General features: G+C 72.5%; 23 protein-coding genes. 12 read left to right on the forward strand and 11 right to left on the reverse strand.

Going from position 1 to position 22,618, the window contains the following annotated elements:
• Positions 1-37: 37 nt before the first annotated feature.
• The 4 genes from O7623_RS07560 to O7623_RS07575 all read right to left on the reverse strand — a co-directional run bounded on the left by O7623_RS07560 (position 38) and on the right by O7623_RS07575 (position 3,659).
• Complete coding sequence (locus O7623_RS07560) at positions 38-652, reverse strand: ATP-dependent Clp protease proteolytic subunit (RefSeq protein WP_282227873.1); 615 nt, start codon at positions 650-652, stop codon at positions 38-40.
• A gap of 135 nt (positions 653-787) precedes the next feature.
• Entirely contained in the window at positions 788-1,975 is a 1,188-nt protein-coding gene (gene tuf / locus O7623_RS07565; RefSeq protein WP_282227874.1) for an elongation factor Tu, read from the reverse strand.
• A gap of 400 nt (positions 1,976-2,375) precedes the next feature.
• Entirely contained in the window at positions 2,376-3,338 is a 963-nt protein-coding gene (locus tag O7623_RS07570) for a TIGR03885 family FMN-dependent LLM class oxidoreductase (RefSeq protein ID WP_282227875.1), read from the reverse strand.
• 54 nt (positions 3,339-3,392) lie between these two features.
• Complete coding sequence (locus O7623_RS07575) at positions 3,393-3,659, reverse strand: DUF6343 family protein (protein ID WP_282227876.1); 267 nt, start codon at positions 3,657-3,659, stop codon at positions 3,393-3,395.
• A gap of 142 nt (positions 3,660-3,801) precedes the next feature.
• Here O7623_RS07575 and O7623_RS07580 point away from each other — a divergent pair, with 142 nt between their 5' ends.
• From O7623_RS07580 to O7623_RS07605, 6 genes are all read left to right on the forward strand, one after another.
• Entirely contained in the window at positions 3,802-4,830 is a 1,029-nt protein-coding gene (locus O7623_RS07580) for a 3-oxoacyl-[acyl-carrier-protein] synthase III C-terminal domain-containing protein (protein WP_282227877.1), read from the forward strand.
• Positions 4,827-5,615 (forward strand): glycosyltransferase, encoded by a 789-nt coding sequence (locus tag O7623_RS07585; RefSeq protein ID WP_282227878.1) that lies wholly within the window; start codon positions 4,827-4,829, stop codon positions 5,613-5,615. The genes O7623_RS07580 and O7623_RS07585 overlap by 4 nt, the downstream gene beginning before the upstream one ends.
• A 25-nt stretch (positions 5,616-5,640) precedes the next feature.
• A complete protein-coding gene (locus O7623_RS07590) occupies positions 5,641-7,122 on the forward strand; it encodes a class I adenylate-forming enzyme family protein (RefSeq protein ID WP_282227879.1) in 1,482 nt (493 codons plus the stop codon).
• On the forward strand, positions 7,115-8,263 hold the full coding sequence (locus O7623_RS07595; protein ID WP_282227880.1) for a cytochrome P450: 1,149 nt from the start codon (positions 7,115-7,117) through the stop codon (positions 8,261-8,263). The genes O7623_RS07590 and O7623_RS07595 overlap by 8 nt, the downstream gene beginning before the upstream one ends.
• Positions 8,260-9,210: an NAD-dependent epimerase/dehydratase family protein gene (locus O7623_RS07600; protein ID WP_282227881.1), complete on the forward strand. Its 951-nt coding sequence runs from the start codon at positions 8,260-8,262 to the stop codon at positions 9,208-9,210. Before O7623_RS07595 ends, O7623_RS07600 begins: the two co-directional genes overlap by 4 nt.
• A 65-nt stretch (positions 9,211-9,275) precedes the next feature.
• Positions 9,276-10,130 carry an SGNH/GDSL hydrolase family protein gene (locus O7623_RS07605; RefSeq protein WP_282227882.1) on the forward strand — a complete coding sequence of 285 codons (855 nt, stop codon included), beginning with the start codon at positions 9,276-9,278 and terminating at the stop codon, positions 10,128-10,130.
• Between the two features lie 46 nt (positions 10,131-10,176).
• Here the strand turns inward: O7623_RS07605 and O7623_RS07610 are convergent, their stop codons facing one another.
• Positions 10,177-11,100, reverse strand: coding sequence for a hypothetical protein (locus tag O7623_RS07610; RefSeq protein ID WP_282227883.1), 924 nt, complete (start codon positions 11,098-11,100; stop codon positions 10,177-10,179).
• Positions 11,101-11,586: 486 nt separating this feature from the next.
• On the opposite strand from O7623_RS07610, the gene O7623_RS07615 reads away from it, so the two are divergent.
• Both O7623_RS07615 and O7623_RS07620 read left to right on the forward strand, forming a co-directional pair.
• Entirely contained in the window at positions 11,587-12,510 is a 924-nt protein-coding gene (locus O7623_RS07615; protein WP_282227884.1) for a PAC2 family protein, read from the forward strand.
• Positions 12,511-12,517: 7 nt separating this feature from the next.
• Entirely contained in the window at positions 12,518-13,285 is a 768-nt protein-coding gene (locus O7623_RS07620) for an exodeoxyribonuclease III (RefSeq protein ID WP_282227885.1), read from the forward strand.
• 120 nt (positions 13,286-13,405) lie between these two features.
• Here the strand turns inward: O7623_RS07620 and gndA are convergent, their stop codons facing one another.
• From gndA to O7623_RS07635, 3 genes are all read right to left on the reverse strand, one after another.
• Positions 13,406-14,839, reverse strand: coding sequence for an NADP-dependent phosphogluconate dehydrogenase (gene gndA, locus O7623_RS07625; RefSeq protein ID WP_282227886.1), 1,434 nt, complete (start codon positions 14,837-14,839; stop codon positions 13,406-13,408).
• Positions 14,840-15,127: 288 nt separating this feature from the next.
• On the reverse strand, positions 15,128-15,742 hold the full coding sequence (locus O7623_RS07630; RefSeq protein WP_282227887.1) for a class F sortase: 615 nt from the start codon (positions 15,740-15,742) through the stop codon (positions 15,128-15,130).
• A 27-nt stretch (positions 15,743-15,769) separates the two neighbouring features.
• Positions 15,770-16,291, reverse strand: coding sequence for a hypothetical protein (locus O7623_RS07635; protein ID WP_282227888.1), 522 nt, complete (start codon positions 16,289-16,291; stop codon positions 15,770-15,772).
• Between the two features lie 56 nt (positions 16,292-16,347).
• Here O7623_RS07635 and trmB point away from each other — a divergent pair, with 56 nt between their 5' ends.
• Together trmB and O7623_RS07645 are read left to right on the forward strand one after the other, a co-directional pair.
• Positions 16,348-17,058, forward strand: a complete 711-nt coding sequence (gene trmB / locus O7623_RS07640; protein ID WP_282227889.1) for a tRNA (guanosine(46)-N7)-methyltransferase TrmB — start codon at positions 16,348-16,350, stop codon at positions 17,056-17,058.
• Between the two features lie 92 nt (positions 17,059-17,150).
• Complete coding sequence (locus tag O7623_RS07645; protein WP_282227890.1) at positions 17,151-19,667, forward strand: DEAD/DEAH box helicase; 2,517 nt, start codon at positions 17,151-17,153, stop codon at positions 19,665-19,667.
• Here the strand turns inward: O7623_RS07645 and O7623_RS07650 are convergent.
• Positions 19,658-20,020: a hypothetical protein gene (locus O7623_RS07650; RefSeq protein WP_282227891.1), complete on the reverse strand. Its 363-nt coding sequence runs from the start codon at positions 20,018-20,020 to the stop codon at positions 19,658-19,660. The genes O7623_RS07645 and O7623_RS07650 overlap by 10 nt on opposite strands.
• Positions 20,021-20,185: 165 nt before the next feature.
• On the opposite strand from O7623_RS07650, the gene O7623_RS07655 reads away from it, so the two are divergent.
• Both O7623_RS07655 and O7623_RS07660 read left to right on the forward strand, forming a co-directional pair.
• A complete protein-coding gene (locus tag O7623_RS07655) occupies positions 20,186-20,971 on the forward strand; it encodes a helix-turn-helix transcriptional regulator (RefSeq protein WP_282227892.1) in 786 nt (261 codons plus the stop codon).
• The gene (locus O7623_RS07660) at positions 20,962-21,168 is read left to right on the forward strand and encodes a DUF397 domain-containing protein (protein WP_282227893.1); all 207 of its coding nucleotides are present in this window, start codon (positions 20,962-20,964) and stop codon (positions 21,166-21,168) included. Before O7623_RS07655 ends, O7623_RS07660 begins: the two co-directional genes overlap by 10 nt.
• A gap of 16 nt (positions 21,169-21,184) precedes the next feature.
• Here O7623_RS07660 and O7623_RS07665 read toward each other — a convergent pair whose 3' ends face one another.
• Both O7623_RS07665 and O7623_RS07670 read right to left on the reverse strand, forming a co-directional pair.
• Positions 21,185-21,706 (reverse strand): hypothetical protein, encoded by a 522-nt coding sequence (locus tag O7623_RS07665; RefSeq protein ID WP_282227894.1) that lies wholly within the window; start codon positions 21,704-21,706, stop codon positions 21,185-21,187.
• Between the two features lie 52 nt (positions 21,707-21,758).
• A complete protein-coding gene (locus O7623_RS07670) occupies positions 21,759-22,604 on the reverse strand; it encodes an alpha/beta hydrolase (protein WP_282227895.1) in 846 nt (281 codons plus the stop codon).
• Positions 22,605-22,618 lie beyond the last annotated feature (14 nt).

A 22,618-nucleotide genomic window follows, 5' to 3' on the forward strand; every position in this document is an offset into this window, starting at 1 on the left:
CGAATGTGATGCCGCGACGTCAGACGGCCTTATCGGATCAGGAGATCGACCCTTCCAACGACATCTGAGTGGTCGTGGTGATGACGTGGTCGATCATTCCGTACTCACGGGCCTCCTCGGCGGTGAACCACCGGTCGCGGTCGGAGTCGGCCTCGATCTCCTCGTACGTGCGACCGGTGTGGAAGGCGATCCGCTCGATCGTGGTCCGCTTGACGTAGAGCATGTTCTCCGCCTGGATCGCGATGTCCGCGGCGGTGCCGCCGATGCCACCGGAAAGCTGGTGCATCATGATCCGGGTGTGCGGCAGCGAATAGCGCTTGCCGGGCGCACCCGAGCAGAGCAGGAACTGCCCCATCGACCCGGCGAAGCCGAGCGCGAGCGTGGCCACGTCGTTCTTGACGTAGTGCATCGTGTCGTAGATCGCCATCCCGGCGCTGATGGAGCCACCCGGGGAGTTGATGTAGAGGAAGATGTCGCGCTTGCTGTCCTCGGCGGCGAGCAGCAGCATCTGAGCGCAGATCGCGTTCGCCGAGGCGTCGTCGACCTGGGTCCCGAGGAAGATCACCCGCTCCTGGAGCAACCGGTGGTAGACCTGGTCACCGAAGCTGGCCGCCGCCCCGTCACCGCGCATGGCAGGTGTCTTGAAGTCCATCCGTAAATCTCCTCGGTCGAGCGGATCGTCATCGGGTGTCCGTTCCAGCATCGCGCACGCCGAGGGAGTCCGCCCGTGGTTCTGCTGTCAGGAGATTAGCTGAGAGCAGAACCACGGGCGGGGCGACAGCCGTGATCAGTCGAGCAGGGTCGTCACCGTTCCGGCGGCCACCGTACGGCCGCCCTCCCGCACGGCGAATCCGAGCCCGACGTCCATCGCGACCGGCCTGCCGAGCTCCACCGTCACCTCGACAGTGTCACCCGGCATCGCCATCGTCCGGTCGCCCAGGTGCACCGACCCGACCACGTCCGTCGTACGGAAGTAGAACTGCGGCCGGTAGTTGGCAAAGAACGGCGTGTGCCGCCCACCTTCGGCGGTGGTCAGCACGTACAGGCGGGCGGTGAACCGCTGGTGCGGCGTGACGCTGCCCGGCAGCGCCACCACCTGGCCCCGCTGCACCTGGTCACGCTTGACCCCGCGCAGCAGGACGGCGGCGTTGTCACCGGCCTCGGCGGCGTCCAGCGACTTGCCGAACGTCTCCAGCCCGGTCGCGACCGTCGACAGGGTCGGACCAAGGCCGACCACCTCCACCTGGTCGCCGAGGCGCAACGTGCCGCGCTCGACCGCACCGGTCACCACGGTCCCCCGGCCGGAGATGGTCAGCACGTTCTCGATCGGCATCAGGAACGGCTCGCCGAGCTCGCGCGGCGGCACCGGAACGTACCGGTCGACGGCGTCGAGCAGCTCCACGACGGAGGCCACCCAGCGCGGGTCACCCTCGAGCGCCCGCAGCGCCGACACCCGGACCACCGGAAGCTCGTCGCCGGGGAACCCGTACTCGGAAACCAGCTCCCGGACCTCGAGCTCGACCAGGTCGAGCAGCTCCGGGTCGTCGACCGCGTCGGCCTTGTTCATCGCCACCACCAGGTACGGCACGCCGACCCGCCGGGCGAGCAGCACGTGCTCACGGGTCTGCGGCATCGCCCCGTCGAGCGCCGAGACGACCAGGATCGCCCCGTCGACCTGCGCCGCCCCCGTGATCATGTTTTTGACGAAGTCGGCGTGGCCGGGCATGTCCACGTGGGCGTAGTGCCGGGTGGCCGTCTCGTACTCGACGTGGGAGATGTTGATGGTGATGCCCCGCGCCACCTCCTCCGGTGCCCGGTCGATGCCGTCGAACGAGACGAACCGGTTGACGGCCGGGTCCCGGTCGGCGAGGACCTTGGTGATCGCGGCGGTCAGGGTGGTCTTGCCGTGGTCGACGTGACCCATCGTGCCGATGTTGAGGTGCGGCTTCGCGCGCACGAACTGACTCTTGGCCATGATGACACTGCTCCAGAGTGGAGTCTGCTTGGCGGACGACGTCACGCGGGCGGGATGCCAGGCCCCGCGAACCGCGCCAGAACCGCACTCCACGACGTACGCCGGGAAAGGACGACGCCGGGAGGTCCGGGCCACCCTCCTCCGTGGTTCTGCCGCAGCGGGAGGAGGGTCAGCCTCGGGTATCAGCCAGCCATGCGCACACGACGACGGCGCCCGGCAGGTGGAAACCTGCGGGCCGCACAACGCCGACGGTGCCGAACATGGTGGTCACGCTAGTCCGCAACGCCGACCGGGGCGATCGAATTCCCGGCCGGTACGGGCACCCGGGGAACGCCGGGTCAACCCAGGTGGTCAGGAGGCCCAGGTGGTCAGGTGGTCAGGTGGTCAGGTGGTCAGGTGGTCAGGTGGTCCGCAGTTTCGGCAGCACCTCGGTGCCGAACGCGTCGATGAACGCGACCTGCTCCTGGCCCACGTGGTGCAGAAAGATCTCGTCGAAGCCCAGCGCGATGTACTCGGCCAGCTGGTCGACGTGGCGGGACAGGTCCGCCGACACGTCGACGGTACGCCGTACCTGCTCGACGGTGACCTCGTCGGCGACGATGTCGAAGTGTTCGGGCGTGGCCAGGTCCCAGGCCACCGGCGGGGCGAAGATGTTGGTCCGCCACTGGTCGTGGGCGATCGCCTCGGCCTGTGCCTCGTCCGGCGCCCAGCTCAGATGGACCTGCAGCACGAGCCGGCCGCGGCCGCCGGCGTCACGGTACGCGGCGACCATCCGACGCAGGTGCGCGACCGGGGCGTTGACGGTGATCAGTCCGTCGGCCCAGTCGGCGCACCACGCGGCGGTGGCCTCGGTCACCGCCGCTCCGAACAGGTCGACCGGGGTGTCCGGCCGGGTCCACACCCTGGCCCGGTCCACGGTGACCAGACCGTCGTGGCTGACCTCCTCGCCAGCCAGCAGGGCCCGGATCACGTCGACGCATTCGCGCAGCCGGGCCGACCGGACCGGCTTGCGCGGCCAGACGTCGCCGGTGATGTGTTCGTTGGCGTTCTCCCCGGTGCCCAGCGCCGCCCAGAACCGCCCCGGGTACATGGCCGACAGGGTGCCGATCGCCTGGGCGACGATCGCCGGGTGGTAGCGCTGCCCGGGGGCGTTGACCACCCCGTACGGCAGGCCGGTGGCCTGCATCGCGGCGCCGAGCCAGGACCAGACGTAGCCGGAGTGGCCCTGCCGCCGGCTCCACGGGGCGAAGTGGTCCGAGGCCATCGCGGCGTCGAAACCGGCCTGCTCCGCGCGGATCACCGCGTCCAGCAGCCGGGCCGGGTGGATCTGTTCATGGGAGCAGTGCAGGCCCAAGCGCGTCATGGCCGGTCATCTACCCGATGGCCGATTCCGCCAATCCCGTCGCGGATCGCCCCGTCACTCGAACAAGGAGTGCCGTACGCCCGGTTCCTCCTGCTTACGGGCCCGGCGCCGGCGCTGGATGACGACCAGGTCGACCACCGCGATCGCCGCGAGCACCCAGAGGATCACCGCGCCGGCCGTCAGGTCGGCTCGCCAGGCCAGGAACCCGGCCACCACGCAGAAGACCAGCCCGAAGCTGGCCATCGCCAGCCGCAGGTTCAACGCGCTGTTGGCGTGTCCGACAGTCCCTCTGGCCCCCTTGGGCTGGGATTTCGTAGCCATCGGAACGGTGTACCCGCCGCAGGCGGGCCCGTAACCTCGCACCGGTACCCGGTCCGGGCCCACGACTTTGAGCTACGGCACCGGGGCGCATTGAGCACCCCTACTCATCCGGACCGGCCGGGTCCGACAGGAAGCTGAGCAGATGAACGACACCTCGCCACCGGGGTGGCATCCCGCACGGGTCGGCATCACCGGGGTCGGTGCCAGCCTGCCCGAGCGGGAACTGACCACCGCCGACCTGCAGGAGCGGATCGCCGCCGCCAGTGACGTCGCGTTGCCGCCCGGGCTGTTCCGGATGATGACCGGCATCGACCACCGCCGGATCGCCGCCGACGACGAGTACGCCTCGACGTTCGCCGTCCGGGCGGCCCGGCAGGCCCTCGCCGCCGCCGGGCGGGACGTCGACGAGGTCGACCTGCTGCTGTTCGCCTCGGCCAGCCGGGACCTGGTCGAGCCGGCGACCGCGCACATCGTGCAGGCCGAGCTGGGTGGCCACGCCCACGCGATGGATGTGACCAACGCCTGCAACAGTTTCCTCAACGGCATCGATCTGGCCCGGTCGATGATCCTGGCCGGGCGCGCCCACCGGGCACTGGTGGTGACCGGCGAGACCCCGACCCGGGTGATGCGGCCCCGGCTGGACAGCCTGGCGCAGGCGCGGACGGCGTTCGCCGGCTACACCTTCGGCGACGGCGGCGCGGCGGTGCTGGTCGAGCCGGTACGCCGGGGCGGGATCGTCGACGTCGACACCGAGACCCGGTCGGCGCACTGGTCGGTCGGTGGCATCTTCGGCGGCGGCTCCCGGCACCCGCGCGGCGACGAACACACCTACTTCCATGGCGACGGCCACACACTGCGGGGCGTCTTCGAACAGATCGGCACCGACATCCTGGACCGGGTGCGCCGGCGCACCGGCTGGGACTGGGTCGACTACGACCGGGTGCTGGTGCACCAGGTGAGCGTGCCGTACCTGGAGCGGTTCATCGAGGTCACCGGCGTACCGAAGGAGAAACTGGAGGTCACCGTCGGCGAGCTGGGCAACCTGGCCAGCGCCACGCTCGGCGTCCAGCTGGCCCGCGTCGACGCCGAGCTGCGCCGCGGCGACCGGGTGTTGGCGATCGGCCTGGGCGGTGGGGTCAGCGTGATGACGATGGTCTGGGAGAAGCCGTGACGCGGGCGGTGGAACAGGGCGGCGGCACCCGCGCGAGCGCGCCCGGCGGGCCACTGTGGGTGGTGGTGCCGGCGTACCAGGAACAGGCCCGCATCGGTGACACCCTGGCCGCCCTCGCCGACCAGACCGACCGGGACTTCACCCTGGTCGTGGTCGACAACGGCTCGACCGACGGCACCGCCGACGTGGTCGAACGGTTCGCCGCCGACGCGCCGTTCCCGGTACGGCTGCTGCACGAGCCGTGCAAGGGCGTCGGTGCCGCCGTCGACACCGGGTTCCGGTACGCCATCGCGCACGGTGCGCTGCTGCTGGCCCGCACCGACGCGGACTGCCTGCCGCAACCCGGTTGGGTGGCGGCGGCGCGGGCCGGGCTGGCCGGCGGCGCCGGGCTGGTCTGCGGCGCGATCCGGGCCCGCCGTGACGAGCACGGCCCGCTGGGTCGGGCCGGGTTCCGGCTGCTGGTCTTCCTCGCCGCATCGTTCGGCCGGCTCCGGCCGGCGCACCGACGCACCGGCGGCTACCTGGCGCCGTACCGGATGCACGCCGGCAACAACATGGCGGTCACCGCCGAGCTGTACCAGGCGTGCGGGGGGATGCCGCGCCGGCCGTCCCCGACCGACCGGACCTTCCTCAACCGGGTACGGCGTACCACGTCGGCGATCAGCCACCGGCGCGACATGGTGGTGGAGAACTCGACCCGCCGGCTACGGGCGTACGGCATCCGGCGCACCGCCGCCTGGTACCTGGACCGGGGTGCCGGCACGTTGACCGAGGATCCCCGGTGAGCCCGCGCCGGGCGGGAGGCCGCTGATGCTGGACCGACTAGCGGCCACGTTGCGGGCCGATCGGCACCGGCCTGCGGTGCTGACCGCCGCGCCGCTGACCGGCCGGCCCCGGGTGCGGGCCACCACCGGGGAGCTGGCCGACCTGACCGACGGGTACGTCGCCGCGCTGCACCGGCACGGGCTGACCGCCGGCGACACCCTCGGGGTGGCGGTGCGGCCGGGTCCCCGGTCGTTGGCGGTGCTGCTGGCCGCCTACCACCTGGGGGTGCGGGTGGCGGTGCTGGACCCGACCGCCGGGCCGGAGGTGCTGACCGCGCGGTTGGCGCTGGCCCGCCCGACGCTGGTGCTGGCCGACGCGGCGGCGCAGGCGGTGGCCGGCTGGGCCCGGCCGCTGGCCCGGCGGGCCCACCTGGCGCTGCCGGAGCTGACCCGGATCGCACCGGTGCGTACCGTCGGTCGGCGGTTGCCCGGTGCCGCACCGGTGCTGCCGGCGGGGTCCGGGCCGGTGCCGGCGGCGTACGACGGTGACGGCGACGCCGTGATCATCTTCACCTCCGGCACGACCAGCCGGCCGAGGGCCGTGGTGCACACCCGGTCCGGTCTGTCCGCCGGGATGCGTGCGGTGACCGACCTGGTCGGGCCGACGCCACAGGTGCCGGTGCTCGGCGGGATGTTCTTCGTGCTGGTGCCGGCGCTGGCCGCCGGGGCACCGGTGGCGTTGCCGGCGAGGTCGGCGGCGCTGCTGGCGCGGCAGGTGGGCCGGCTCCGCCCGCAGGCCACGTACCTGACCCCGCCGCAGTTGCGGGCCCTGCTGGACCACTCCCCCCGGCTGACCGGGCAGGTGTTCAGCGGGTCGGCGCCGGTCAGCGCCGCGCTGCTGGGCCGGGTCCGCCGGGCCGGGGCGCACCGGGCGTACGGGGTGTACGCGCTGACCGAACTCTTCCCGGCCGCCGCCGTCGAGCAGGCCGAGAAGGCGGCGTACGCCGACGACGGCGATCTCGTCGGCACCCCGCTGCCGGGGGTGGCGGCCCGCGTCGACGACACCGGCCAGGTGTGGCTGACCGGGCCCGGGCAGGCGGACCGCTACCTGGGTGAGCCGCCGCTGACCGAGGTGGCCACCGGCGACGTCGGCCGACTCGAGGGGGGTCGGCTGGTGCTCGCCGGGCGGTGCAAGGACATGGTGCTGCGGGCGGCGGAGAACATCTACCCCGGGCTGTACGAGCCGGCGCTGCACGTGCCGGGGGTGGCCCTGGCGGTGCTGGTCGGGGTGCCCGGGGTGGACGGCGACGAACAGCTCGTGGCGCTGGTGCAGCCGGATCCGGGGGCAGACCAGGCGCGGCTGCGCGCGGCGCTGCGCCCGGTGCTGGCCCGGATGGGGTCGGCCCGCCCGGACCGGGTGGTGTTCGCCCGGGTGCCGCTGGCCGGCCGGTCCCGCAAACCGGACCGACAGGCGGCGGCGCGGCTACTGGCCGGGCAGCCGACGGCGACGGCGGTGGACGGTGACTGAGTCACGGCCGCGCGCCGGGCGGGGCCGCCGCCGGGACCGCCGGGTCTACCTGGCCAGCCACCCGGTGCTGTTCGCCCTGTTGACGGCGACCCGACGGGTGCCGGTACGGCGGATCGGCCGGACCGTGCTGGTACACGACGCGGCGCCGTTCGCCGACGCGCTGCGGCGGGTGCCGCTGGACCGGTCGGCGCAGCGGACCACCGCCGGGGCCGCCCGGCGGGCCACCGGCGGTGACGGGTTCCTGTTCGACCAGGAGGGTTACGGGCACCGGCGGACCCGTCGGGACACGGCCACGATGTTCGGCACCGAAGGCGTCGCCCGGTTGCGGCCGGTCTGGCTCGACGTGCTGCGCCGGCGGCTGGCACCGCTGGCCGACGGGGCCGAGGTCGACATCGTCGACGTGGTCGCCGAACTGGCCGGGGCGGCCACCGCGGCGCTGCTCGGCGTCGACGTCGCCGCTGGCGCGGCCGACAGCCCGGGGCACGCGTTGACGGCGGCGGCCCGGGCAGCGGCGGCGACCGCGGCCCGGCACCACCTGCCGGGGCTGCGGTGGCCGGGGCAGGCGCGACGCGACGAACGGGCCACCGCGCGGGCCGCCGCCGAGCTGGCCCGGCTGCTGGGCGTGGCACCCGAGGAGGCGGCCCGGGCCAGCGTGCTGGCGGTCGCCTCGATCAACACCACGATGGCGGCGATCCCCCGGGCGGTCGCCTGGTGCGCCGACGACCAGTGGTGGGCGGCGGCGGCCGACGCCGGCTCCCGCGACGCGCTCGTCGCCGAACTGCTGCGGGTCACCGCCGCCAGCCCGGTGCTGCCCCGGGTGGCGGCCGGCCCCGCTGAGCTCGCCGGTGTCGGGGTCCGGGCCGGCGACCGGCTGCTGCTGGTGGCCCGGCATGCGGCCCACGCCGGGCGGCCGGCTCCCGACCCGGGTACGCCGGTGCCGGCGACGGTCGGGCAGCTGGTGTTCGGCACCGGGCCGCACCGCTGTCCCGGTGCCCGGCTGGCGCACGCCCAGTTGGCCGACGTGCTCGCGGCGTTGGCGCCGTACCGGCCGATGGTGACCGGTGCCCGGGTGGACCGCCGGTCGGCGTTGCCGGGCTGGGCCCGGTTGACGCTGCGGGCGACGGTCCGGGCCGGGCGGTGAGCGCCCGGCTGGCCGGGGTACGGGTCGCGGTGACCGGTGCCAGCGGGTTCTGCGGGTCGGTGGTGGCGCGGGCGGCGGCGGCCGCCGGGGCGCAGGTCGTCGCGGTGGGTCGTCGGCCGGGCCCGGTGGGGCGGCACGTGCCCTGGGACGCCGGTCGTCAGGTGCCGGACCTGGGCGGGGTCGACGTCGTGCTGCACCTGGCGGCGGCGGTGGGGGATCCGGCACCCGGGGCGCAGGCGGCGTACCACGCGGTGAACGTGGCCGGCACCGACCGGCTGCTGCGGGCGGTGGCGGGTCGGCCGCTGGTCTGGGTCAGCAGCGCCAGCGTCTACCGGCCCGGTGGCGGCGCGGCGCCGATCCGGGAGGACCATCCGACCGACGGGCAGCGCACCGCGTACGGGCGGACGAAGGCGGCCGGTGAACGGCTGGCGTTGGCCGCCGGCGCGGTGGTGCTGCGGCCCCGGGCGGTGTACGGGGCCGGGGATCCGCATCTGCTGCCCCGGCTGCTGGGCGCGGTCCGGGCGGGACGGCTGCCGCTGCCCGGACCGGACGTGCGGATGAGCATGACCGCGGTGGAGAACCTGGCCGACGCGGTGCTGGCGGCGGTGCACTGGCCGGCCGGGGCGTACAACGTCGCCGACGCGACGCCGTACTCGCGCGACGCGGTGGTGACCGGGGTGTTGGCGGCGCTGGGCCGGCCGGCGCGGCTGGTGCGGGTGCCGGTCCGGGTGGCGCTGGGCGCGGCGACGCTGGCCACCGTGGCCGGTCGGCTCGGCGTGCCGGGCACCGGCCGGGTGACCCGGTACGCCGTGGAGCAACTGGCGTACGAGACGGTGCTGGACCTGGGGCGGGCGTACGAGCAGGGCTGGTCGCCGCGCCGCGCGTTGCCGGACTTCCTCGCTGAGCTGCCCACGAACCCGGCTGCCGGGCTGCCCAGGCATCAATGACAGTACATACGGCAAGCGCATATAGTGACACGGTCGTCACTGGCAGCTGACCCTCGGGAGGTACCGTGCACCGACGGTGGGTGGCCGGGGCCGCCGCGATCTGCGCACTGGTCGCTCTCGCCTGCGAGGCCGGGGACGGCGACGGTTCGCCGGACGACCCGCCACCGCCGCCCCGGGCCGACCTGCCGACGTCGATCGCGGCGCTCGGCGACTCCATCACCGCCGGGTACGGCTCCTGCATCGTGCTGACCGCCTGTCACCGCAACTCGTGGTCCACCGGGGACGGTTTCCGGGTGGAGAGCCTGTACCGGCGGGTGCTCGACGCCGACGACCGGATCCGGGGACAGGACCACAACTTCGCGGTGCCCGGGGCCCGGGCGGCGGCGCTGGCCGATCAGGCGGCGTCGGCGGTGGAGGTGTCGGCGGCGTACGTCACGGTTCTCATCGGCGCCAACGACGCCTGCCGACCGTCGGTGACCGACATGACGCCGGTCGACGCGTTCCGGGCCGACGTCGACCGGGGGTTGCGGGTGCTGCGCGACGGGCTGCCCGAGGCGGAGGTCCTGGTACTGAGCATTCCGGACCTGCACCGGCTGTGGGAGCTCGGGCACGACCAGGAGCGGGTGGTCCGGGCCTGGAACCGGGGGGTGTGCCCGTCGATGCTGGCCGACCCGACCGCCACCGACGAGTCGGCGACGCAGCGGCGGACCGCTGTCCGCGAGCGGGTGGTGGCGTACAACGCCGAGCTGGCCCGGGCCTGCCAGGCGTACGGCGACCGCTGCCGGTTCGACGGCGGCGCCGCGTACGACGCGCAGTTCCGGCTGGCCGATCTGAACCAGCTCGACTACTTCCACCCGGACGCGGACGGCCAGAACCTGCTGGCCGAGGTGGCGTATGCGGCGAGCGGCCTGGCCGAATGACCAGGCCGCCCGCCTTGAGGGGGAGGAAACAGGATCGGATGCGCCGTCAGCGTGTCGCGAGGACGGCGGTGACCACGGCGTCGGCCGCGGTCTCGTGCTTGGCGTAGTGCTCCGGGTAGGCCGACACCTGCACGGCCTGGGCCGCCTCGGTCAGGCGCAGCTGCTCCCAACCGGGGACCCGCTGCAGGGCCAGGTAGAACTGGGTCGCCGCGTACGTCGGGTTCATCAGGTCGGCGACCGCGCCCCAGCCGGTGCTGGTCCGCTGCTGGAACAGCCCGACCGAGTCGTGGTCCCAGCCAGTGCCCTGGTGCGGGTAGTTCTTGGACTCCGGCAGCACCTCGCTGGCCCGGTTGAGCAGGGTGGATTCCTGCATCGCGGTGGCCACGGCGATCACCATCGCCCGACGCGGCATCTGCAGGGCCAGACCGGCGTCGACGATCATGGTGGCGTTGTCCATCTGCACCTGGGAGAGGCCGGCGACCGGGGCGACAGTGGTCGGGGTGGGTTCGGCGGTGGGCGACTCGGCCGGCGCGGGGGACTCCGTGGCCAGGTCCGGGTCGGCCGCCGCCGGCGCGTCGGTGGCGTCAGCCGCCGGCTGGGCGGCGGGGGCGGCCGCCGCGGCGGCGCCTGCGGCGGGGTCGGTGCCCGGGTCCGGGCGCTTGGCACGGGTGGCGTCGTCGAGCGCCTCGGCCCGGCGCTGCAGGTCCGCCTCTGACACCGCCGCCGGCGGCGCGGCGTCGGTGGTGGTGCCGGCGGTCGACTCGACGGCGGCGACGACGCCGAGCGCGCAGACGACGACAGCGGCGACGACGAGCCGGCCCGACGGACGCTGTTCACGCAGTCGCTCCCACCCGGCGACGGCGGCGGCCCGCAGCGCGCCGGTCGTCCCGACGCCCGAGGCGGCGTCATCCGAACGGCTATCGCGACTCAGGGTGGCGTCCTCGTTCCTTGTGGTGTGGTCATCAGGCATTCGACGAGGCTAGGCAGGCCACACCTCGATTACCTACGGTGATTTTGTGATCGAGGCCACAATCTCCCACTGAGTAATCGGTCAGGACCGGAGAGTCGTCGACACGACCGGTCGATGCGGATAAATCATAAATTCCGGGAATTCGACCAAGGGGCTCACCAGACCGGCCGAGACCTCGCAGTTACCGGGCCCCTGGCACCTCCCCCGCCTCCATCAACCCTTCGTAGCCGACACTCGACCGATCCGCCGACGGCCACATCCCCTACCCGGCCAGCCCGTCAACACAGCGAAGTCGCCACTCGGAGTGATCCACTTACTCTCAGTGGCCACCTCCGATGATCGGCCGTCCTTCCGGAAAGCCCACATCGGTGCCCGGGAAAGCGGAATGCACCGGCGTAGGACTAGCGTTGCTGACTACAGGGATGTCGTCTCCGCCGTACCGTTTCGACAGCCCGCCGTACCGTTTCCGACAGGAGGTTGCGCCCGGTGCTCGACCCACACGAGCTCTACGACGTCGTCGACGAGTTGCCCGAGCTCGGCCAGCCGGTGCTGATCCAGGCGATGACCGGCTTCGTCGACGCCGGAAACGCGACCCGCCTCGCCCGGGAGCACCTGCTCACCAGCCTCGAGCACGAGGTCGTGGCGACGTTCGACATCGATCAGCTGCTCGACTACCGGTCGCGGCGGCCGGTGATGCTCTTCGTCGAGGACCACTGGGAGCACTACGACGAGCCCCGGCTCGAGGTGCACCTGATGCGCGACGACGCCGGCACCCCGTTCCTGCTGCTCGGCGGGCCCGAGCCGGACCTGCAGTGGGAGCGGTTCACCGCAGCGGTGATCGCCGTGACCCGGCGACTCAACGTCGGCACGACGATCGGCCTGAACGCCATCCCGATGGCCGTGCCGCACACCCGGCCCACCGGGATCACCGCGCACGCCAGCCGGCGTGAGCTGATCAGCGGCTACGAACCGTGGCTGCAGCGGGTCCAGGTCCCCGGCAGCGCCGGACATCTGCTGGAGTACCGCCTCGGCCAGCAGGGGCACGACGCCGTCGGCTTCGCCGTGCACGTGCCGCACTACGTCGCGCAGGCCGAGTACCCGGCCGCCGCCGAGATGCTGCTCAACTCGGTGTCCCGCACCACCGGCCTGCTGCTGCCGACCGAGCAGTTGCACGAGGCGGCCGAGTCGGTCCGCGAGGACATCGACCGGCAGGTCGCTCAGACCGAGGAGGCCGTCTCCCTGGTCAGTGCCCTGGAGGAGCAGTACGACACGTTCACCCGGGGACGCGGCAGCACCAACCTGCTCGCCGAGCCGAACGGCCCGTTGCCCACCGCCGACGAGCTCGGCGCCGAGTTGGAGCGCTTCCTGGCCGAGCAGACCCGCCCCGGCGACCTGCCCGGACCCGGCTGAGCCGCCGGTGCGCATCGCCACCTGGAACGTCAACTCGGTCAAGGCCCGGCTGCCCCGGTTGCTCGGCTGGCTGGCCGACACCGCACCGGACGTCGTCTGCCTGCAGGAGACGAAGTGCCCGGCGGCGGCGTTCCCGACCGACGCCGTCGCGGAGCTCGGCTACGCCGTCGCCGCGCACGGCGACGGCCGCTGGAACGGGGTCGCCGTGCTCTCCCGGGTCGGCCTCGACCAGGTGCGCACCGGATTCGTCGGCGAACCTGGCTTCCCGGCCCCCGAGGCGAGGGCCGTCTCGGCCGACTGCGCCGGGGTCCGGGTGTGGTCGGTGTACGTCCCCAACGGGCGCAGCCTCGACTCGCCGCACTACCAGTACAAGCTGGCCTGGCTGGCCGGGCTGCGTGACGCCCTCGCCGCCGAACCCGGACCGCAGTTGGTCGTCTGCGGCGACTTCAACGTCGCGCCGACCGACGCCGACGTCTGGGATCCGGCCGTCTTCGCCGGCTCCACCCACGTCACCCCGGCCGAACGGGCGGCGCTGGCCGACCTGCTCGCCCTCGGGCTGGTCGACGTCGTGCCGCAGCCGATGAAGGGCCCGCACCCGTTCACCTACTGGGACTACCGGGCCGGGATGTTCCCGAAGAACATGGGCATGCGGATCGACCTGGTCTACGCCAGTTCCGCCGTCAACCGGCGGGTCCGGGCGGCGTACGTCGACCGTGCCGCCCGCAAGGGCCCGGCGCCGTCCGATCACGCCCCGATCGTCGTCGACCTGGACTGACCCCGCCTCCCGGTCGGCGACCGCCGACTGACTCAGCGTGCCGGTCGGCGACCGCCGTGGCACCGGCTTGCACCGGAGCCACGACGGTCGACCGTCAGGCGGACCACCAGGATCGACCTGTCAGCGGGATTCGACCTCGCTGCGGTCACCGGCCCAGAGCACGTGGAAGCTGCCCTCGGCGTCGACCCGGCGGTAGGTGTGCGCACCGAAGAAGTCCCGCTGCCCCTGGATCAGGGCGGCCGGCAGTCGCGGGGCACGCAGCCCGTCGTAGTAGGCCAGCGCGGACGCGAACCCGGGCGCCGGCACACCGATCTGCGCGGCGGTGGCGACCACCCGACGCCAGCCCTGCTGGGCACCGGCGAGCGCCTCGGCGAAGTAGCCGTCGGTCAGCAGCGTCGGCAGCTGCGGTGCCGTGTCGTACGCTGCCCGGATCCGGTCCAGGAAGGCGGCCCGGATGATGCATCCGCCACGCCAGATCCGGGCCACCGCACCCAGATCGATGTTCCAGTCGTACTCGGCGCTGCCTGCCTGGATCTGGTGGAAACCCTGCGCGTACGCGACGATCTTCGACGCGTACAGCGCCTGCTCGACGTCGGCGATCAGCTCGTCGGCCGACCCGGCCCAGCTCTCCACCGGTCCGGGCAGGTCGGCGGCGGCGGCGCGGATGTCGGCGTGGCCGGACAACGCCCGGGCGAACACGGCCTCCGAGATGCCGCTCACCGGCACCCCGAGGTCCAGCGCCCCTTGGACGGTCCACCGCCCGGTGCCCTTCTGCCCGGCCCGGTCGAGCACGACGTCGACGAACGGCTTGCCGGTGGCCGCGTCGGTGTGGCCGAGCACCTCGGCGGTGATCTCGATCAGGTACGAGGAGAGCCGGCCGGCGTTCCAGCTGCGGAACACGTCGGCGATCTGCGCCGGGGTGAGCCCGCCGGCGCGGCGCAGCAGGTCGTACGCCTCACCGATGAGCTGCATGTCGGCGTACTCGATGCCGTTGTGCACCATCTTGACGAAGTGGCCGGCGCCGTCCGGGCCGATCCGCACGCAGCACGGCGTGCCGTCGACCTTGGCGGAGATGTCCTCCAGCAGCGGGCCGAGCGCGGCGTACGACTCCTCCGAGCCGCCGGGCATGATGCTCGGACCGTGCAGTGCGCCCTCCTCACCGCCGGAGACCCCGGTGCCGACGAAGTGCAGGCCGCGTTCCCGCAGCTCGGCCTCGCGCCGGCGGGTGTCCAGGAAGTGCGCGTTGCCGCCGTCGATGATCATGTCGTCCGGCTCCAGCAGGGGCGCGAACTCGTTGATCACGGCGTCCGTGGCGGCACCCGCGTTCACCATGATCACCACGCGACGTGGGCGTTCCAGCGAGGCCACGAACTCTGCCGGGCTCTCCGCCGGCAGGAACGCGCCCTCGTGGCCGAACTCGGCCATCATCTCCTTGGTCCGGCCGACCGACCGGTTGTGGACCGCCACCACATGGCCGTGCCGCGCAAGGTTCCGGGCCAGGTTGCGACCCATCACCCCCAGACCGGTGACCCCGATCTGCGCCGTCTGGCTCATGACTCCTCCTCGGTGCTGCTGGTTGTGCTGGTCATCTTTCCGCTTTCCGGATGGCGGGACACTCCGGGGCGGCCGGCGGTGGTGGAGGCTCGTCCGCACGGGCCGCCCCGGAGTGGGACCGGGGTGGGGCTACAGCCGGCCGGCACCCGCCCCGGCAGTCACCAGCGCCCTCGACATCGGACGCGGAGTCGACCCCGGACACGGACGGGTCGTCGGCGCACGACGGATCGGACGGGTCATGCCCTGGGGTACGGCGGTGGCCACCCAACGGTTCACCGGGTCGCCGGGTCAGCTGTCGCGGACCTCGACCAGGGAGGCGAAGACCACGATGTTGTCGGCGTAGCCGATGCCGTCGCCGCGCCACTCGCCCCCGCAGGTGATCAGCCGCAGGCCGGGCCGGGTGTAATCGCCGTACACCTGCTCGATCGGCAACGCGTCCTTGGCGTAGTGCGCCACCGAGTTCACCTCGAAGATGGCGACGGTGCGGTCCCGGCGGGTCACCTCGACCGTCGCGCCCGGCGCGATGTCGGCCAGCCCGTGGAAGACCGACGGGCCGTCGCGGGTGTCGGCGTGCCCGACGATGATCGCCGGACCGAACTGGCCGGGGGTCGGCCCCCGGTCGTACCAGCCGGCCTGGTTGTGCCGCCGCAGCGACGGTACGGCGATCGACCCGTCGTCGGCGACCCCGACCGCGTGCACCGGGGCCCGCACGTCGAGCGACGGGATGGCGATCCGGATCGGCCGGCTCGGCTCCAGCACCGGGAACTCCCGGGGCGGCGGGTTGTTCCCACCTGCCAGGACCTCTCGCCAGCTCCCGTCACCGAAGGCGATCATGAACACGCCGAACAGCCCGAGCAGCAGCGCCACCGGCCCGGTCCAGTTGCGCCGGCCACCCTTCGCCACGCCCGCTGCCCTCCCCGGCCGTCGCGGTCAGGCCGCGCGGCGACGGCGCAGGGTGAGCACGCCGAGCACGCCGGCGGCGGCCAACGCGACCACCCCGACGCCGGTACGCAGTCCACCGTCGCCGTCGTCTCCGGCGGTGCCGCCGAACCCGGTCGCCGGCCCGCGGCTGGGTCGGGTCGGGTCGAGCACGTACAGCGTGGTCGCCGCCGACCGGTCGTCCGGGCAGTTCAGCCGCACCCGGTAGCTGCCCGCCTCGGTCCCCGCCGGCACCGTCACCGCCGCCGTGAGCACCTCGAACTGCGGATGCACCTCGACCGTGCCGAACGCATCGGACTCCACAGTGGCCGACGCGGTGTTGTCGGTGCAGCTCGCCCGGATGCCCACCAGGTAACCGGACTCGACCGTGCTCGGATTCAACTCGACGAACACGTTCGCGGCGTGGGCCGGTGGTGCACCGGCCAGACCACCGCCGACCGCGAGGGCGACCCCGGTCGCCAGGCCCAGGGCGGCGCCGAGCACGGCGGCAGCGGACGAACGACGTACGGACATCGGGTCACCATCCTCCTCGCGGCCCTGCCGCCGATCCTCCCACCCCGCTGCCCTGGATGACACCCCGGACACGCACTGTGTCGGATATAGGCTGTTGCCACGTGAGCATCCGCACCTACCATCCGCGCCGGGGACGGCTCAGCGGCCGGCACCACGACGCCCTCGACCGGCTGTTCGCCGCGTACGCGATGACCGTGGTCGAACTGCCGGCGCCGCTGGACCTGCCGGCGGTGTTCGGCCGGGCCGCGCCGGTGGTGCTGGAGATCGGCTTCGGGATGGGCGACGCCACCGCCGAGATGGCGGCCGCCGACCCCGACCGCGATTACCTCGCCGTCGAGGTGCACACCCCTGGCATCGCCCACCTGCTGGCGCTGATCGAGCAGCGGGAGCTGACCAACGTACGGGTGGCCGTCGGTGACGCCCTCGACCTGGCCCGCCGCTGCCTGCCGGAGCAGAGCCTGGACGCGGTGCACGCCTACTTCCCGGACCCCTGGCCCAAGGCACGCCACCACAAACGCCGGCTGATCCAACCGGCCCACGTGGCGCTGCTGCGCTCCCGGCTGCGTCGGGGCGGGCGGCTGCACTGCGCCACCGACTGGGCCCCGTACGCCGAGGTGATGCTGGAGACACTGACCGCCGACCCGGAGCTGGTCAACCCGCACGACGGGTTCGCGCCCCGACCGGCGTACCGGCCGCAGACGAAGTTCGAACGACGCGGCGCGCGCGCCGGCCGCCCGGCGTACGACCTCATCTTTGAACGCCGCTGACGCGACGAGGCCCGCCTTGCGAACGCACCCTGACGCGTGAGTGGGCCCCCGCTTTGATGGGCGCGGGCCGCGACGGGCACGATTGAACGACTATGACGCAGACCACCCCGACCCTGACCGACCTGCTGCCGCGCGACGCCGACCCGGACGCCGTCTACGAAAGGTTCGCCGAGTGGGCCGCCGGCCGGGGCCTGGAGCTGTACCCGCATCAGGAAGAGGCGCTCATCGAGATCGTCTCCGGGGCGAACGTCATCCTGAACACACCGACCGGGTCGGGCAAGAGCCTGGTCGCCACCGGCGCGCACTTCGCCGCCCTGGCCGACGACCGGGTCACCTTCTACACCGCGCCGATCAAGGCCCTGGTGTCGGAGAAGTTCTTCGCGCTCTGTGAGGTCTTCGGCCCGGCCAACGTCGGCATGCTCACCGGTGACGCGAGCGTCAACGCCGACGCGCCGATCATCTGCTGCACCGCAGAGATCCTGGCCAACCTGGCGTTGCGCGACGGCGCCGACGCCGACGTCGGCCAGGTGGTGATGGACGAGTTCCACTTCTACGCCGAACCGGACCGGGGCTGGGCCTGGCAGGTGCCGCTGATCGAGCTGCCGCAGGCCCAGTTCGTGCTGATGTCGGCCACGTTGGGCGACGTCAGCCGGTTCGTCGACGACCTGACCCGGCGTACCGGGCGGGCCACCGCCGTGGTCGCCTCCGCGCAGCGGCCGGTGCCGCTGATCTACTCGTACGCGATGACCCCGCTGCACGAGACCCTGGAGGAGCTGCTCAGCACCCACCAGGCGCCGGTGTACGTGGTCCACTTCACCCAGGCGGCGGCCCTGGAACGTGCCCAGGCGCTGATGAGCATCAACGTCTGCACCCGGGCGGAGAAGGACGCGATCGCCGCGGCGATCGGCAACTTCCGGTTCACCTCCGGGTTCGGGCGCACCCTGTCCCGGCTGGTCCGCCACGGCATCGGGGTGCACCACGCCGGAATGCTGCCCAAGTACCGCCGGCTCGTCGAAACCCTCGCCCAGGCGGGACTGCTGAAGGTCATCTGCGGTACGGACACTCTCGGCGTCGGGATCAACGTGCCGATCCGTACGGTGCTGTTCACCGGTCTGTCCAAGTACGACGGGGTACGCACCCGGCTGCTCAAGGCGCGGGAGTTCCACCAGATCGCCGGGCGGGCCGGCCGGGCCGGGTTCGACACCCTGGGCACCGTCGTGGTGCAGGCCCCGGAGCACGTCATCGACAACGAGAAGGCCCTCGCCAAGGCCGGTGACGACCCGAAGAAGCGCCGCAAGGTGGTGCGCAAGAAGCCACCGGAGGGGTCGATCGGCTGGGGTCGGCCCACCTTCGACCGGCTGATCGAGGCCGAGCCGGAGCCGCTGACCTCCAGCTTCCAGGTCAGCCACGCGATGCTGCTCAACGTGATCAGCCGTCCGGGTGACGCGTTCGCGGCCATGCGGCACCTGCTGACCGACAACCACGAGGACCGGGCGGCGCAGCGCCGGCACATCCGCCGGGCGATCGCGATCTACCGGGCGCTGCGCGCCGGCGGTGTGGTCGAGCAGCTGCCGGAGCCCGACGCCGAGGGCCGGCGGGTCCGGCTCACCGTGGACCTGCAGCTGGACTTCGCGCTCAACCAGCCGCTGTCGCCGTTCGCGCTGGCCTCGTTGGAGCTGCTCGACGTCGAGTCCCCGACGTACGCCCTGGACGTGTTGTCGATCATCGAGGCGACCCTGGACGACCCCCGGCAGATCCTCTCCGCGCAGCAGCACAAGGCGCGCGGCGAGGCGGTGGCGCAGATGAAGGCCGACGGCATCGAGTACGAGGCCCGGCTCGAACTGCTCGACCAGGTGACCCACCCGAAGCCGCTGGCCGAGCTGCTGGAGGTGGCGTACGAGACGTACCGGCGGGGTCATCCCTGGGTGGCCGACCACGAGGTGGCGCCCAAGGCGGTCGTCCGCGACATGTACGAACGCGCGATGACGTTCACCGAGTACGTCAGCTTCTACGGGTTGTCCCGTTCGGAAGGTCTGGTGCTGCGGTACCTGGCCGACGCGTACCGGGCGCTGCGTCAGACGGTGCCCGACGACGCCAAGACCGAGGAGCTGATCGATCTCATCGAGTGGCTCGGCGAGCTGGTCCGCCAAGTCGACTCCAGCCTGATCGACGAATGGGAGCGGCTGCGTAATCCCACGGATCCGGATGCCCCGGTGGTGGTCGACGACCGGCCACCGGCCGTCACCGGCAACCTGCGGGCGTTCCGGGTGCTGGTGCGCAACGCGATGTTCCGGCGGGTGGAGCTGGCGGCGTTGCGCCGCTACGACGAGCTGGGTGAGCTGGACGCCGGGTCCGGGTGGGACGCCGACGCCTGGGCCGACGCGCTGGACGGCTACTTCGCCGAGCACGACGAGATCGGCACCGGTCCGGACGCCCGTGGCCCGGCGCTGCTGATGATCACGCAGGAGCGGGAGCGCTGGCTGGTCCGGCAGATCTTCGCCGACCCGGCCGCCGACCACGACTGGGGCATCAGCGCCGAGGTCGACCTCGCCGCCTCGGACGAGGCCGGGGCGGCGGTGGTACGGGTCACCGACGTGGGTCAGCTCTGACGGTCGGCCTCCGGTGCCGGCCCGGCTGAGGCGTCCGGCCACAGTCCGGCGTACTCCAGGACCGACCGGACGCGGCGGGCGCGCACCGGATCCCAGCGGTCCAGCACGGCCATCGCCTTCGTGAATGGTTCGCACATGGCCGCCGCGCCGCACACCCGGCATTCGCCGAGCCGGCTGGGCAGGTGCGTGGTGACGATGTCGCGGGCCCGGTGCAGCACGGCGAGGCCGGGATTGCGCTTGAGCGACGCCGCCCGGTTCGGGGTCGGTTCGGCGTGCCGGTTGCCGCGCGGTACGCCGATCGCGGTGTAACGGGCCAGACGTGGCGTGCCACCGATTCCGTCGTTCCTCAGCATCTGCACCCTCCCAGGTCGGTCGCGGACAGGGCGTCCGCCGCTGTCTTCCACCCTGGACTGTGGGACGGCATCAATGGAAGATAGGCAATGACCTGGTGTAGCGAGCCGGTGACGCTCGCAAGATCACACATGCGACAGCGGCAAATTGAGGGATGTGAAGGTATTGTGAGCGGGAGTGAATATCTGGTAGGAGAACTGCGCCGCGTCCGTGAGATGCTCGGGCTCACCCAGGAAGCATGGGGCGAGCGGATCCACTTTTCGACATCGCACGTCGGCTCGATCGAACGCGGCGAACGGCCGGCACTGCCCGACTATCTGAGTGCGGTGGACCGGGCATTCGGCACCGCATTCGTGAAATTCTATCGCGAATTCGTCGTCGGCGAACGCGCGCCGGTCTGGTACCGGCCATTCATCGAGCAGGAGGGCAAGGCGACCCTCATCCGGGCCTTCCAACCCCTGGCGGTGCCCGGTCTGCTGCAGACCGAGGCGTACGCCCGAGCGGTGCTGATGGCGTACGGCGTGCGCGGCGAGGCGATGGACGTCGCGTTGGCCACCCGGCTCGGCCGCCAGGAGATCCTCTACCGACAGCCCGACTCCTGCCAGCTCGTCGCGGTCATCGACGAGAGCGTCCTGCACCGGCGGGTCGGCGACCCGTGCGTGATGCACGAACAGCTGACAGCGGTCGTCGCCGCCTGCGAGCAGCCCAACATCCGGGTCCAGGTGGTCCCGGCCGACGCTGGGGCGTACCCGGGGCTGGACGGGCCGTTCGTCATCGCCACCGTCGACGGCAGATCCGTCGGCTACCTGGAGGGATATCTGCAGGGGCGAGTCGTGGAAAATCCGGACGACGCGACCAGTCTGGAACGCACCTGGGAGAGCATCCGCGACTACGCTCTATCTGGCCCGCAGAGCCTAGAACTGATCATGAGGACGGCTGAGAGATGGACATAAGCACCGCGCCCCGGTGGCACAAGAGCACGCACAGCGACAGCACAAGCTGCGTGGAGGTCGCCGAGAACCTGCCTGGGCGGGTGCTGGTCCGGGACACGAAGGACCGCGACGGCGGCACGCTGACCTTCGCGCCGGCCGCCTGGTCGGCCTTCCTTTCCGCGACGAGGTCCGACACCACCGGACGGTCCGCCAGGTAGCAACGCGACAGGTTCGTCACCGCACCGGGCGCCCGGCGATCGGGGCAGCGGTCTCACCGTCGACCGGCAGGCCGGCCGCGTCCAGTGCGGTGACGAACAGTTCGCTCTCCCCCGCGCCGGTCACCCAACCGCCGACGATGAAGACGCCGTCGGTGACCGTGGCGCGGACCGCCGCATCGCCCGGGGACCGGACCGAGACCGCCTGAGCCTCGGCGCGCGGGACGGTTCCGACGTACGCCTCGAACACCTCGGTGACGGTGTACCGGTCACCTCCGACGCTGGCGCCGATGATCTCCTCGTGCTGCCCGTCGATCAGACGCTCCACGTACCACGCGCCCGGCTTAGTCCACAGCCGCAACGCGCGGTCGTCGCCCAGCTCGACGGTGTCCGCGAGAACATGACCTGCGGGCGGCTCCCACGACCCGGCCGCCGCCGACTCGTCGCGCGGCGTCAGACTCACGACCGCCGACAGGGCCAACGCGACACCGACCAGGCCGACGACGGTACGGACGTTGCCCCGGATCGCCGCGCTGTCCATCTGTCGATGATGCCACCCTGCGGTGTCCGGTCAGGACGGATCCTCGGATCGGTCAGGACCGGTCCTCGGCACGGGCCGTCTCGGCGAGGAACGCACGCATGTGCGCGACCACCTCGTCGGGAAACTGGGTGTGCGGGTAGTGCCCGGCTCCGTCGATGGTCACCACCGTACCGAGGCCGGCGGGCAGCGCCGCGACGATCGCCTCGCCTTCGGCACGCGGGTCGGCCCAGTCGGGGTCGAGTGTCCCTTCGATGATCAGTACGCGGCTGCGGACGTTGCCGAGTTGTGCACCAGCATCAGCCGGGCTGGACTGCCCCATCTTCTGCAGCACCTTCATCCGGCCGGGCTCACGTAGACGGGCCTCGGTCCGGGCCAGCTGCTCGGACCAGTCTGCCGGCCGTTGCCCGGGAAAGGCGACGTCGAGGTAGCGCAGCCACTGTCTGACGCTGCCGAACATGCCCGCGCCCAGCAGCCGGGTCATGCCCTGCCGGTAGCGCTTGACGCGCAGATCGCCGAGGCTGATCGACTGTTTCCGGGTGAACGGCGCCAGCTCGACCACGGCGGTGATCAGCTCGGGCGCGGTGGCCGCGGCGATGGTGGCCGCCCCGCCGGAGATCGAGTGCCCGACCAGCACGGCCGGACCGCCCAGGTGCCGGATCAGCGCGACCAGGTCGCCGGCGATGTCGGTGCGGGAGTACGCCGGCCAGCGGATGCTGGACTCGCCGGTACCCCGCAGGTCGGTGGCGGCGACCCGGTAGCCGGCCACGATCAGCTGCGGGACCACGAACCGGTACGCGGAGCGGCTCTCGCCCATGCCGGGCGCGAGGACCACGAGTGGGCCGTCGCCGGCGACCTCGTAGGCGATGCGCCCGCCGTCGAGGGACAGGTACGCGGTCATCACGACCTCCAGAC

The sequence above is a fragment of the Solwaraspora sp. WMMD791 genome (genome assembly GCF_029581195.1).
GTDB lineage: Bacteria > Actinomycetota > Actinomycetes > Mycobacteriales > Micromonosporaceae > Micromonospora_E.

Excerpts from the sequence above, each read along its gene's own strand:
- O7623_RS07560 (WP_282227873.1), bottom strand. The coding sequence starts at position 652 with ATGGACTTCAAGACACCTGCCATGCGCGGTGACGGGGCGGCGGCCAGC.
- tuf (WP_282227874.1), bottom strand. The coding sequence starts at position 1,975 with ATGGCCAAGAGTCAGTTCGTGCGCGCGAAGCCGCACCTCAACATCGGC.
- O7623_RS07570 (WP_282227875.1), bottom strand. The coding sequence starts at position 3,338 with ATGACGCGCTTGGGCCTGCACTGCTCCCATGAACAGATCCACCCGGCC.
- O7623_RS07575 (WP_282227876.1), bottom strand. The coding sequence starts at position 3,659 with ATGGCTACGAAATCCCAGCCCAAGGGGGCCAGAGGGACTGTCGGACAC.
- O7623_RS07580 (WP_282227877.1), top strand. The coding sequence starts at position 3,802 with ATGAACGACACCTCGCCACCGGGGTGGCATCCCGCACGGGTCGGCATC.
- O7623_RS07590 (WP_282227879.1), top strand. The coding sequence starts at position 5,641 with ATGCTGGACCGACTAGCGGCCACGTTGCGGGCCGATCGGCACCGGCCT.
- O7623_RS07610 (WP_282227883.1), bottom strand. The coding sequence starts at position 11,100 with ATGCCTGATGACCACACCACAAGGAACGAGGACGCCACCCTGAGTCGC.
- gndA (WP_282227886.1), bottom strand. The coding sequence starts at position 14,839 with ATGAGCCAGACGGCGCAGATCGGGGTCACCGGTCTGGGGGTGATGGGT.
- O7623_RS07635 (WP_282227888.1), bottom strand. The coding sequence starts at position 16,291 with ATGTCCGTACGTCGTTCGTCCGCTGCCGCCGTGCTCGGCGCCGCCCTG.
- trmB (WP_282227889.1), top strand. The coding sequence starts at position 16,348 with ATGACACCCCGGACACGCACTGTGTCGGATATAGGCTGTTGCCACGTG.
- O7623_RS07645 (WP_282227890.1), top strand. The coding sequence starts at position 17,151 with ATGACGCAGACCACCCCGACCCTGACCGACCTGCTGCCGCGCGACGCC.
- O7623_RS07650 (WP_282227891.1), bottom strand. The coding sequence starts at position 20,020 with ATGCTGAGGAACGACGGAATCGGTGGCACGCCACGTCTGGCCCGTTAC.
- O7623_RS07660 (WP_282227893.1), top strand. The coding sequence starts at position 20,962 with ATGGACATAAGCACCGCGCCCCGGTGGCACAAGAGCACGCACAGCGAC.
- O7623_RS07665 (WP_282227894.1), bottom strand. The coding sequence starts at position 21,706 with ATGGACAGCGCGGCGATCCGGGGCAACGTCCGTACCGTCGTCGGCCTG.
- O7623_RS07670 (WP_282227895.1), bottom strand. The coding sequence starts at position 22,604 with ATGACCGCGTACCTGTCCCTCGACGGCGGGCGCATCGCCTACGAGGTC.